Genomic DNA, 12,513 nt, shown 5'->3' with positions numbered 1-12,513 from the left:
AGGGATTGGCGCGAACCAATCCCTTTTTGTTTGTATTCAATTCTATTTAATCTTACACCAAGGTTGCCAATTGGCTTTGCGCGTCTGAAATGCCTTTCGCTGCTGCGTCTTCGCCCATGTTTAGCGCTTCTGCGTAGACAAACTCCACATCCGTGATACCAACAAAGCCTAATACTGTGCGCAGGTATGGTGTCATGCTGTCGGTTGGTGAGTCTTTATGAAGACCGCCACGTGTGGTGACTACGATTGCTTTCTTACCTTCAATCAGACCTTGAACGCCATTTTCTGTGTATTTGAATGTCACGCCTGCACGAGCAATCAAATCAATCCAGTTTTTAAGCTGGGTTGGAATCGTGAAGTTGTACATTGGTGCTGCGATAACCAAAGTATCTGCTGCTTTAATTTCTTCAATCAAGGTATCAGATAGGTTAACCACTGCTTGCTGCTCTTGTGAAAGATCTTCTGTTGCACGAAGTGCTATCGCAACTGAAAAGTCTAAAACTGGCAGTGGATTTGCAGCTAAGTCACGAACAGTTAGCTTATCTTGGTCTACATTTTTGATGAAGTCTTCAACCAGTTTGTTTGATTGAGAGTAATCGCCAAGGATGCTTGATTTAAGAGCTAGTACACGAGACATATGGATTTCCTTTAATAAGTGCTTTCGGCTATGTGATGCATTATAGTCAATGCCCATCGACTCAAAACCCGATGGATTCGCTTAAGTTGTTCGAAAAAATTGAATGATTGCTTGAAGCTGCTTTCCGTTATCTTGTTCTAGCCCTTATGTGCTACAATCCGCGCAGTTTTATGTAATGAAAAGAATAGGAAACGCTTTGACTTCGTCACAGCCCTCAAAAAAGAATCCCGCTGAAGAGCAAGCGACACCGTCAAATGGTGCGCAAAATGCCAAAGCGAAGCAGGCTAATGCATCTCAAGCACAAGCTTCTCAGAATGCTGCGCCTCAGGCTCAAGTAAACAACGCGGCGTCATTGCGCAAGGCGCTTAACCAGTGCATGATGCGTGACCGCTTCCGCTTGAGTAAACGAATCTCTGGTGCAAGCAAAATCAAAAAAGACGCAGCGCGTAACGCTGTGTTTGATGAAATCGCATTAGACATCGCCAAATCCATGATGGTTGTGGAGCAACGCAGTAGCTACAAACCAACGATTGAATACCCTGAAATCCTGCCTGTCAGCCAAAAACGCGACGACATTGCGAAAGCGATTGAAGAGAACCAAGTGGTTATCGTTGCGGGTGAAACCGGTTCAGGTAAAACCACTCAGCTACCAAAAATCTGTGCTGAGCTTGGTCGTGGTAAGTTCGGTCTGATTGGTCATACTCAGCCTCGTCGTCTTGCGGCGCGTTCGGTTGCAAACCGTATTGCTGAAGAGATGGAAACCAAGCTTGGTGAGTTTGTTGGTTACAAGGTTCGATTCAACGATCAGATCTCTGAAAATACCCAAATCAAATTGATGACGGACGGTATCTTGCTGGCTGAAATTCAGCATGACCGTTTCTTGAACCAATACGACACTATCATTATCGATGAAGCGCACGAGCGCAGCCTGAACATCGATTTCATCTTGGGTTACTTGAAAGAGTTGCTACCACGTCGTCCTGATCTGAAAGTGATCATCACGTCGGCAACCATCGACCCTGAGCGTTTTTCAAAACACTTCAACAACGCGCCAATCATTGAGGTGTCAGGTCGTACTTACCCAGTAGAAACGCGTTACCGCCCACTAAGTGGTGATGACGATAATGATCGTGACCAACTTGAAGGTATCTTCGAAGCGGTAGACGAACTGTGCGATGAAGGCTTAGGTGACATCCTGATCTTCATGAACGGTGAGCGTGAAATCCGTGATACCGCTGATGCACTGCTTAAACGCAATCTAAAGAGCACGGAGATTGTGCCGCTTTACGCGCGTTTGTCGGCGGGTGAACAGAACAAGATTTTCCAACCTCATGCTGGTCGCCGCATTGTACTGGCAACCAACGTAGCAGAAACCTCGTTGACGGTTCCGGGCATCAAGTACGTTATCGACCCAGGTACGGCGCGTATCAGCCGATACAGTTACCGTACTAAGGTTCAGCGTCTTCCAATCGAGCCAGTTTCTCAGGCGAGTGCGAACCAACGTAAAGGTCGTTGTGGTCGTGTGGAAGAGGGTATCTGTATCCGTCTGTACTCAGAGGAAGATTTTGAGTCACGTCCGGAGTTTACCGATCCTGAGATCCTGCGTACTAACCTAGCGTCGGTTATCTTGCAGATGACCGCACTTGGTTTGGGCGATATTCAAGCCTTCCCATTTGTAGAAGCGCCTGACAAACGTAACATTCAAGACGGTGTTCGCCTTCTAGAAGAGTTAGGTGCAATCAACTCTGATGCGAAAGAATCGAAGAAACGCCTAACTAGCATTGGTCGTCAACTTGCACGCCTTCCTATCGACCCACGTCTAGCACGTATGGTTTTGGAATCACCAAAGCAAGGCGCATTGAAAGAAGTGATGATCATCGCGGCGGCACTGTCGATTCAAGACCCGCGTGAGCGTCCAAGTGACAAGCAGCAATCATCAGATGACAAACACAAACGTTTCTTCCATGAAGACTCAGATTTTCTGACGTTTGTGAACCTGTGGAACTACATCCAGAAGCAGCAAAAAGCGCTGACGGGTAACCAGTTCCGCAAGCAATGTAAACAAGATTACTTGAACTACTTGCGCGTGCGTGAGTGGCAAGATGTGTACTTCCAAATTCACCAGTCGATGCGTGAAATGGAATTCAAACTGAACGATGAGCCTGCGTCTTACCATGGCGTACACAGCTCAATCTTGGTCGGTTTGTTGTCACACATCGGTATGAAAGATCAAGAGAAGAATGAATACCAAGGCGCGCGTAACGCTCGGTTCCATATCTTCCCTGCATCAGGTCTATTCAAGAAACAGCCTAAGTGGATCATGTCTGCTGAGTTGGTGGAAACCTCAAAACTTTGGGGTCGCATCATTGCTAAGATTCAGCCTGAGTGGATTGAACCATTAGCGAAGCACTTGATTAAGCGCAGCTACAGCGAGCCGCATTGGTCGAAGAAACGTGCAGCAGTCATGGCACACGAGAAAGTGATGCTTTACGGCGTGCCAATTGTACCGAAGCGTTTGGTGAACTTCGGCAGTATCGATCCAACCGTCAGTCGTGAGCTGTTCATTCGTAGTGCGCTGGTGGAAGGTGAGTGGGAAACCAAGCACGCGTTCTTCAAGCAAAACCGTAAGCTTCTTCAAGAAGTGGAAGAGCTTGAACACAAATCTCGTCGCCGTGACATCTTGGTGGATGACGATGAACTGTTTGATTTCTACGACCAACGCGTTGGCACTGAAGTGGTCTCTGGCAAACACTTCGATACATGGTGGAAGAAAGCATCGAAAGACAACAAAGAACTGCTGAACTTCGAGAAAGAGATGCTGTTCAAGGGCGATGCAAGCCACGTTACCGATTTGGATTACCCGAACTTCTGGCATCAAAACAACCTGAAACTTAAGCTGAGCTACCAGTTTGAGCCGGGTGATGACAGTGACGGTGTGACGGTACACTTGCCGCTGCCGATCTTGAACCAAGTCGAGCCTGCGGGTTTTGACTGGCAGATCCCAGGTTTACGCCATGAGCTTGTAGTGAGTTTGATTAAATCGTTGCCGAAGACAGTGCGTAAGAACTTTGTTCCTGCGCCAAACTACGCCGATGCTTTCTTAGCTCGTGCAACACCGATGGAAGCGCCGCTACTGGACTCATTAGAGAAAGAGCTACGTCGAATGACGGGTGTAGAAGTTCTGCGCGAAGATTGGAATATGGATCAAATTCCGGAGCACTTGAAGGTGACTTTCCGCGCGGTTGACCATAGAAATCGCAAGTTGAAGGAAAACAAAGACCTTCACGAATTGAAAGAGAGTTTGAAAGACAAAGTTCAAGAAACCCTTTCAAAAGTTGCGGATGACGACATCGAGCAAGAAGGTCTGCATACGTGGAGCTTTGGCGAACTGCCTAAGGTATACCAACAAAAACGCGGTGGTTACGACGTTAAGGCGTACCCAGCGATTGTGGATGCCAAAGACAGTGTTGAAATCAAACTGTACGAGACCGAATACGAACAGGTCACGGCAATGCAAGCGGGTCAGCGTCGTCTGATCTTGTTGAACGTGCCGTCGCCAATTAAATACCTGCACTCTAACTTACCGAATAAGTCGAAGCTGGGTCTGTACTTTAACCCTTACGGTAAAGTGTTGGATCTGATTGATGACTGTATCGCGTGTGGTGTCGATAAGCTTATCGAAGAGCAGGGCGGTTTGGTTTGGGAGCCAGAGAAGTTTGACGCACTGAAAGAACACGTTCGTGCTGAGCTTGGTGATACGGTGGTGGACATTGCACAGCAAGTGGAAACCATCCTGACGACCGCTTTCAATATCAATAAGAAGTTGAAAGGCAAGATCGATTTCACCATGGCGTTCGCATTATCGGACATCAAAGCACAAATCGAAGGATTGATCTTCAAAGGCTTCGCGACAGAGTGTGGCTGGAAACGCCTGCCAGATATTCTGCGTTACATGCGTGCGATTGAGCGTCGTATGGAGAAGCTGCCGATCGATCCAAACAAAGACCGTTTGCACATGCTGAAAGTGGAATCCGTTACGAGCGACTACAAAGAGCTGCTCAACAAAATTCCGAAAGGTATGGTGATTCCAGAGAACGTGAAAGAGATCCGTTGGATGATCGAAGAGCTTCGAGTGAGCTTCTTTGCTCAACAATTGGGCACGCCGTATCCGGTTTCTGATAAACGAGTCAAAAATGCGATTGATGCTTGCTGATCGATCAGTACAATAGCGGCAGTTTTTCTTGTGGGGTTTAATGACTAATCAATGGTTTGTCCAGTGATAGACGCGATTGGTACAGTAATTGCAAATATTTTCCCACAAGTGTTTTTAAGTCATAAGGGAGGCAATGGTTCGCCTCCCTTATGTTTGCAGTACCAACCTCTGCGTGACGCAGAAGTGGGTAATAATAAAGAGTAAAGGTTGATGATGAAGAAAACTCTATTGGCAGTGGCACTTCTAAGTGCTTCTTCTGCAGCAATGGCAGATTCATGGATTTATGGTGGTGCTTCTGTAGGTCAGTCTGACTTCAAAGGTGAAACAGACACGTCTTACTCTGTGCACGTAGGTACAGGTATCCTGCCAATTATCGGTATCGAAGCAGGTATTACTCAGCACGGTGAATTCAAGATTGCAGGTCAAGAAACTAAGCTGACTTCATACTATGCAGCGCTTAAACCAAGCATCGACTTCGGTCCTCTGCACGTTTACGCGAAAGGCGGTATTCACCAGTGGGATAAGAAAGTATCTGGCGGCAAAGATGACGATGATCTAGATCTAATGTACGGTGTAGGTGCGGAATACTTCATTTTCGGTCCTATGTCTGTTGGCGCAAGCTACATGAACTACACAGCGGGCAAAGACGACATCGGTACGTTCTCTCTAAACGCGACACTGCACTTCCTATAATCGGCGAGTCTTTCGAAGGTTTGATAAACACCGGCAATATGCCGGTGTTTTTTTGTCTGTAAATCACACAAATAGACATTGAACAAAAATTATTCGTTTCTTGACCTTAAAACCATCAATCTTTCGCATATAGTAATTACCTGACTATGCATCACGTGATGTTCCGTTCTGGAATCGAACAGGAAAGGTATAACTATGAAAACAAAACTCTCGTTATTGGCTTTGGCGCTATGCTCATCTTCCGCGTTTGCTGACTCTTGGATTTATGCTGGTGGTCAAATCGGTCAGTCTGATATCGACAGCGAAAACGATACGACTTATGGCGTACATGTGGGTACTGGCATCTTGCCGCTCATTGGTCTCGAAGTGGGTTACTTCAACCATGGCAAGGTAGATTTAAATTTAGCGGGTAGCCGTGGTGATGTGGATCTCTCATCCTTCTATCTTGCGGCAAAACCAAGTATCGACTTTGGTCCTCTGCACGTTTACGCGAAAGGTGGCATCAACGCCTTTAACGTTGAATACAATGGCAACTTAAGCAACCTAGATAAAGACGATGGTGTGTCTTACATGTATGGTGTCGGCGCAGAGTACTTCTTGTTAGATAACATCTCTGTTGGGGCGAGCTATCAAGCTTTCGGTGTTGATATCAATGGTGACAGTGACACCGTAAGTAGTATCACGGGTAACGTGACTTTCCATTTCTTATAAGCGAAACAGTGGGAAGTGCTTCAACGTATTTGAAGGCTTAGAACGAAAAAAGCACGCTGGTACGTACATGAGGTAACAGCGTGCTTTTTACTTAGTCCTGAATCGGATTTGGTCGACACTGTATGTTGGTCAGAGGAATAAACTTATCGCTCTTCTCGTAATACACTCCGCAATCTTCACCTCGTAGTTGCAACGTATATTGATCAGGCAACTCGGTTTCAGCTCCGTTCAATGACACACCTTGCTCATCCATTAATTGTCCAGATACGATCAAAAGATGAGAGTTGGTTTCAAACGTATTTGACGCGATCTTGGGTGGAACTTGATTGCCTTGAATCGTAGTTATTGCGCGCTGAATCTCTGTTACTGTGTCACCAGAAGTCTTGATGCTCAATGCGTTCACCATATCATCGTTGTTACTTGATGATGAGCAACCCAATAGCATCACACTCATACCCGCTCCGGTAAGCAAGGTCATTGTTTTAGTTAATGTTGACATGAATAGCCTCTTGTCGAAGTGGATCAATCCCTTGATTAAGTGGAGTACCACCTAGCATTGGCATTGCTCTAGGAGCAGGAGCCACTGAAGGCGCAGCAGGGCAGTTACCTGTCGTCATATAGTTGAGAGCGGCAGAAAGCATACCTTCAGAGATATCGCCTAACGGTGCATTCATGTCATCTGCCACAACACAGCCTTCCACTTTGTCATCTATACCAATATTAGACGATACAAGATTTTTTGCCGTAGGGATGAAGCCATCTGCAAAATCACCAAAGCCTTTTGCGTTGATCGATTTAAACTGAATAGTGTAGTAAACGCTGCCACAGTTTGCTTCAGGCGAAAACCCGTAAGGTTTACCAGTGGTCGTTGTTCCGATTTGAATTACGTCGACATCGATACCACGAAGTGCGTTGATCAGAAGCTCGCTTGAAGACGCTGTGTTGTCGGTGGTTAGGACATAAACACGTTTGGCGCTTAATGTCGGCAAAGATTTGCTTGTTAATCTGCCTGTCGCCCAGTTAATTTCTTTATCAACGAAATTGTAAACTTTACCGCCTTGACCTGACTTTGTGATTTTGTCGTTGTAAACCAATTGCCCAAAGACTTGATTCTGATTCGCCCCCGATAGCATGTAACCGACTTGTGCCGACTGCCAAATCAAACCGCCGCCGTTGTAACGTAAATCCATCACGACTTCGTCGACATTCGACGAAGACAGGCGATTAAACGCATTTATTAATGGTTGTTGAGCTGTTGCTTCGAATGCGTTGAACTGCATATAGCCAACCGTCTTATCTCCGTAGTTGAATACTTTAACGTTTTTAACCGGAGACGTTGCTACATCTTGCGCTTTGATGGTGACAACTTTCACAGCACCGTTCTTATCAAGAAACGTAAAGGTGTAGTCTTGATTGTTATTTGGAGAGAATAGGGTGTTGTTGATGTAATCAACGTCGGTTTGAAGTGGTGAATTAACCACGTCGACGTGATCAATCTTAATCAGTTTGTCGCCGCGCTCGACACCTTTAAGAGCGGCAGGAGAGTTGTCTTCGGTGTAGGCAATTCGAATATCTCGTGGCTCTGTCCCTTGAATAAACTTCCAATTAAAGCCAAACCCAGACACTAAACCAGATTGTTGAGATTTCATGAAAGCATCATAAGAACGAATGTAGTGAAAACGGTCTTTCTTTTGACCCGTTGCGGTTCTTGCTGGCGTTACTAGCGACTTAAAGTAATCGGAAACAGACGCATAGTTGCTTGGATTATTATCTGGAATTTCGTCATACCATAGATAGGTCTCGTGGCTGAAAGCGCGTAAGAACATTTTTTCGTACATGCTTGAGCCAGCTTGGTCCGGGTACGCTTTGCCTGTGTATGGATCAATCCCCGTCCTTACGTTATTACATTGATTGGCATAGCTACTTGCTGATTGAGAAAAATCGCCTGCTGTCCAAGCCGCGCTGCTGGCAGTTGTCGTGCCGTCTCCACCACCGCCACAACCCTGTAACAGTAAAATAGGGAGAGCTGCCAATACTGCTGTGTTTTTATACTTAAACATGGTTTCCCTTACATCTGTGTTAATTGTATACATAAGTCATTCGCGTTGAGCCAAGGATCTTGAGGTCGCTTGGATATAAACATTGACCTTGTATATAATTTCCTTTTACTGAGGCTTGAATGTATAAATAACTGGTTGCATACCGCAAATGGGAATCATCGCAATGTGGGGACGATCACACTCGTTTATGTTGGAAAATCAACGAGCTTCTGTGTGATACAGAAGCTGCTGAATGAAAGGGAGATCGTTATTCTGAGAGGAGGGTGGATGAATGACTCAGGGCGAAGTATAGAGTTCACTACCCATCAAGACATTCTGTCCAATTGGTACTGATATTTCTTTTCTAACGCTTCGTTTCCTGCTGCACGTTCGAGTTCTACCATGAGGCGAAGGGAAGGCTTTTTAACACCGTACATTTGGTTAAAGCGCATTAAGCGAATTCGCGCATCGGTGTAGTTGCCACTATCGATTTCAAGTTTAGCCAGTTGAAGAATAGACTTAGGACGGTGAGGGTCATGATCGATTGCGCGAGTGAAATAGTATTTCGCCTTTTCTACATCGTCTGACTTAAGCGCACAAAAACCGGCGTTCTCATAACTTGCAGGGATAAGGTAGTAATAAGGCTGCTCAATTGCACGATTAAACATTTTGTCGGCTTGTTTGTACTCCCCTTGTTTACAAAGGAATGTGCCGTAGTTATTGAGTACGTTTCCGTTCTTCGCGTTTTGGCGTAATGAGCGTTTGTACATTTGTTCCGCTTTGACATCTTCTCCGACAGTTTCGTAATAATGCGCCATCGAGAGTTGTGCACGGTAATAGCTAGGTGCATGGGTTAAAGCTTGTTGAAGGTTATCGTGAGCACGAATCATACTTCCGCTTTCAAGGTAACCTAGACCTAAAGCGATACGTGATTCAGCCATAGCGACAGGATCTGCTTTAACGACAGGGCTTTTACCGTCTTCATTTACGGTCACACATCCCATCAATCCCATCTGTATGACGAGAACTGCTGCACCAAGCTTTACGATTTTCATTTATTTTTCCTGCGTCCCTGTTCCACAGAGCATGATATGAATTACAGTGCAAAAGCCTAATGAGGAAAAATTACTATGCGATCAGGTTAGCAAACTGATACAAAAAAGCCGCCAGTTGGCGGCTTAGTTCACATTCTAATTCAGCGACTTAATCGTCTTTCGTAAATGCATCTTCACTGAAGTGGTCCAGATCATAAGGCGTTTGTTGGTAAACGCAGTAGTTAAGCCAGTTAGAGAATAGTAAGTGACCATGACTACGCCAACTCGCGCATGGCGGATTATCTGGATTGTTATTTGGGTAGTAATTGATTGGAATTGCAGGTTCCATGCCTTCACCCAGATCGCGAATGTACTCGTTATGAAGAGTATGGGAATCGTATTCAGGATGACCGGTCACAAAGACATTACGTTTGTCTTTGGTTGTTGCCAGATAAACGCCAGCAACATCAGATGTCGCGAGAATATCAAGATCAGTGTGCTCTTCTAAAAACTCCGGTGAAAAATCTGCATAGCGAGAGTGCGGCGCTAAAAATGTATCATCGAAGCCTCGTAAAAGAGGATGGTACTGGTGGTGAATGTTATGGTGATATACACCGGACAGTTTTTCTTTACGTGTTTTCTTTGGCAAGTTGTAGAGAAGCTTCAAACCAGCTTGCGCTGCCCAACACACGTAAAGAGTCGAAGTGACGTGGTCTTTTGCCCACTCCATAATGGTTTTCAAGTGGTCCCAATAGATGACGTCCTCGAACTGAACCAAGCCTAGCGGCGCTCCCGTGATGATAAGACCATCGAAGTTTTTACCTTTTACCATCTCAAACTGGCGGTAGAAGGTATCAAGGTGTTCAGTCGGTGTATTCTTGCTTGGACGATTGTCGATTCGAAGTAGCTCAACATTAACTTGCAAAGGGCTATTGGAAAGTAGGCGAAGAAACTGCGTTTCGGTCTCAATCTTTTTTGGCATCAAATTGAGAATAAGCACTCGCAATGGGCGGATTTCCTGACTCGCCGCTCGACTCTCGCTCATCACAAAGATGTTTTCTGTCCTTAATACATCACTAGCGGGTAATTGATCTGGAATTCTAATTGGCACGGCTTTCTCTCCCTAAGCTTAACTTTTTAGACGTCTATACTTCTAAAGCTAACGTAATTGCTTGCGGATGTCGACATGAAATGTGACTTTGAACGGGATTTCTTTTCATATGGCTCAATCTCAGCAGAAGCTTGCGTTGTAAACCCAAGTGACTCGTTGCCGATTCTTGACTTAGACCCACTAGACCTTTAAATCGCCGCCGCGTCTACAAACCAAGTCATTCTCTCGGAACCTAGCATTTAGAGATTACTTGGGTATACATCTGAGCGACGACAAGAAATCGATAACTCATCTTGATACATCTAATGGCGAATAATAAGACACGCTATGTTCCATGACTGCCGATGAAATTTAGCTTAGTGCTGTCAGGTCATGTCGATAAGAAAACACAAACTACCAACTGTGATTGCTGCAAGATTTCTGAATACATTTTTGTGAAACACAGAGCGTAGAGTTTGAAGGCAATTATGAGATCGAGTTAGTATAATTTTTGAACCCTAATACTAAAAACACGAAAGGGTTCACCAACTCGTGCTTATGTACACAGTTTGGATAATCATCGTCAGCGGAGGATATCATGTTCGGTATTTTTAAGAGAAAAGAGACCATTCAGAGCATCGCACATCAAGTTCCTAATGTTTTACTTAGAGAGTTTGGGGATAAGAACAGCTACTCACCAGATGAAGTTGATAAGGCGCTATTAGAGCTAGGTCACGAGAAACATCGAGATATGACGCGCTATCAATATGCGTATGGGATGTTTACTAGTCTCGCGAGTTACGAGCAGTTGGGCTTAACGCAAGAGCTCGGTAATTATGGGCACTTCCAACGCGAAGTCGGTAAAATGTTGTTGAATACACCAGAACCTATTGATATGCATATTTACTTTGAGCTTGCTCAACAACATCACTTAAGTAGCGGTCAAGCCAATGTTGGTAATGAAGCCAATGTCGTCGATAGTGTTGATGGCGGTTATTAGTGCGATCATTTCAAATTCATTTCCTTGCAGGCTTTCCTCACCATTTAGAGCAGATCTAATAGTGGTATTTCGATGAGCGGGCACACAGTTCCGAGTGTTACGCTCACTCAAGTTCGTTAGAAGGTACCGTCAAAAGCCCTTAGTCTCCTTTTTAGCTAGCGTATTTTTAGTTTTTCATGCGTGTCTGTGTGCATATTTTGACGTTGGTCAAAAATGTGCCAGTTTCTCTCTCGCTTATATTCATCTTGTCCAATACTAATCTGAAGTTGGCTTTCAGTTTTGGAACAAAGATCATGGAGAGGGATATGCAAAGGTGGCTTAGCGCACTCACACTCGCGGGATTAGCGGGATGCAGTTTGTCTAATGAGATTTATATGGAAGGACGAACTCTTTACTTTAACGGTGAGATTACAGCAGAGAAAGTAACAGAGGCTATTGAGTTAGCAAATGTTCAACCAAATGGTGTGGTTGCCATGATGATTGACAGTGACTCTGGTGAATATCGTCCTGCTATGGAACTTGGACGCTGGGTTTATACCAACCAAGTCCATTTGATCGTCAATGGTACATGTGCGTCTGCCTGTGCGAATTATGTATTAACCGCAGCACCGAGCACCTTAGTGATGAAAGATTCTGATGTACTTTGGTTTGGCGGTGCCATGCAAGATGAATGGGATGTCGACGGCTTTGACCAGAAAGAGCTTGAGCAATGGCAACAGTCGCTCAGCTTATGGCGTCAACATGAGGACGCGTTTTTTGCCTTGGTTGATGTTAACCCTAAGATCACCATGTTTGGTCATATGAATAAACGCGAGAAATTACACAAAGCAGGGTGTGATATCGACGATGCGGCGTGGATGTACCATATTGATGATATGCAAAAGCTTGGACTGAATAATATCGTTTATGCAGACCCAGACGCTTTGATCACAGCACGAAAAGATGCACCTGGTTGCGTCATCAATTTGGAAGATTCTGACTTTTGAGTGTGATTATTACACCTGCGTAAATGTGAGTTGCATCACTTTTTATAGCGCGCTGACGGATTTTGATTATAATGCGCCGCTCAGAAATTCGATATGTCATCGAGTTCAGG

At 45.0% G+C, this 12,513-nt stretch carries 10 protein-coding genes; 5 read left to right on the top strand and 5 right to left on the bottom strand.

Annotation, left to right across the window (positions count from 1 at the left end; translation table 11 throughout):
• Positions 1–52: 52 nt before the first annotated feature.
• A complete protein-coding gene (locus QMY49_RS07770; RefSeq protein ID WP_283313875.1) occupies positions 53–637 on the bottom strand; it encodes an FMN-dependent NADH-azoreductase in 585 nt (194 codons plus the stop codon).
• Between the two features lie 175 nt (positions 638–812).
• Here QMY49_RS07770 and hrpA point away from each other — a divergent pair, with 175 nt between their 5' ends.
• The 3 genes from hrpA to QMY49_RS07755 all read left to right on the top strand — a co-directional run bounded on the left by hrpA (position 813) and on the right by QMY49_RS07755 (position 6,254).
• Entirely contained in the window at positions 813–4,850 is a 4,038-nt protein-coding gene (gene hrpA, locus QMY49_RS07765) for an ATP-dependent RNA helicase HrpA (protein WP_283313872.1), read from the top strand.
• 213 nt (positions 4,851–5,063) lie between these two features.
• Positions 5,064–5,543, top strand: a complete 480-nt coding sequence (locus QMY49_RS07760) for an outer membrane beta-barrel protein (protein ID WP_005451857.1) — start codon at positions 5,064–5,066, stop codon at positions 5,541–5,543.
• Positions 5,544–5,738: 195 nt separating this feature from the next.
• Complete coding sequence (locus QMY49_RS07755; RefSeq protein ID WP_009698056.1) at positions 5,739–6,254, top strand: outer membrane beta-barrel protein; 516 nt, start codon at positions 5,739–5,741, stop codon at positions 6,252–6,254.
• A gap of 91 nt (positions 6,255–6,345) precedes the next feature.
• On the opposite strand, the gene QMY49_RS07750 is transcribed toward QMY49_RS07755, so the two are convergent.
• The 4 genes from QMY49_RS07750 to metA form a co-directional block, all read right to left on the bottom strand.
• Positions 6,346–6,753 carry a hypothetical protein gene (locus QMY49_RS07750; protein ID WP_005451861.1) on the bottom strand — a complete coding sequence of 136 codons (408 nt, stop codon included), beginning with the start codon at positions 6,751–6,753 and terminating at the stop codon, positions 6,346–6,348.
• Positions 6,737–8,314, bottom strand: a complete 1,578-nt coding sequence (locus tag QMY49_RS07745; RefSeq protein ID WP_009698054.1) for a S41 family peptidase — start codon at positions 8,312–8,314, stop codon at positions 6,737–6,739. The genes QMY49_RS07750 and QMY49_RS07745 overlap by 17 nt, the downstream gene beginning before the upstream one ends.
• A 305-nt stretch (positions 8,315–8,619) precedes the next feature.
• Entirely contained in the window at positions 8,620–9,348 is a 729-nt protein-coding gene (gene pilW, locus QMY49_RS07740; RefSeq protein ID WP_009698053.1) for a type IV pilus biogenesis/stability protein PilW, read from the bottom strand.
• Between the two features lie 148 nt (positions 9,349–9,496).
• Positions 9,497–10,438 (bottom strand): homoserine O-acetyltransferase MetA, encoded by a 942-nt coding sequence (gene metA, locus QMY49_RS07735; protein WP_005451864.1) that lies wholly within the window; start codon positions 10,436–10,438, stop codon positions 9,497–9,499.
• A gap of 577 nt (positions 10,439–11,015) precedes the next feature.
• On the opposite strand from metA, the gene QMY49_RS07730 reads away from it, so the two are divergent.
• A complete protein-coding gene (locus QMY49_RS07730) occupies positions 11,016–11,417 on the top strand; it encodes a DUF6559 family protein (RefSeq protein WP_005451865.1) in 402 nt (133 codons plus the stop codon).
• Positions 11,418–11,722: 305 nt separating this feature from the next.
• The gene (locus QMY49_RS07725) at positions 11,723–12,403 is read left to right on the top strand and encodes a hypothetical protein (protein WP_226982052.1); all 681 of its coding nucleotides are present in this window, start codon (positions 11,723–11,725) and stop codon (positions 12,401–12,403) included.
• Positions 12,404–12,513 lie beyond the last annotated feature (110 nt).

The sequence above is a fragment of the Vibrio harveyi genome, from assembly GCF_030060435.1.
GTDB lineage: Bacteria > Pseudomonadota > Gammaproteobacteria > Enterobacterales > Vibrionaceae > Vibrio > Vibrio harveyi.
Note: the sequence above shows the minus strand (reverse complement) of the source record. Positions and strands in the feature narration are given on the sequence as shown.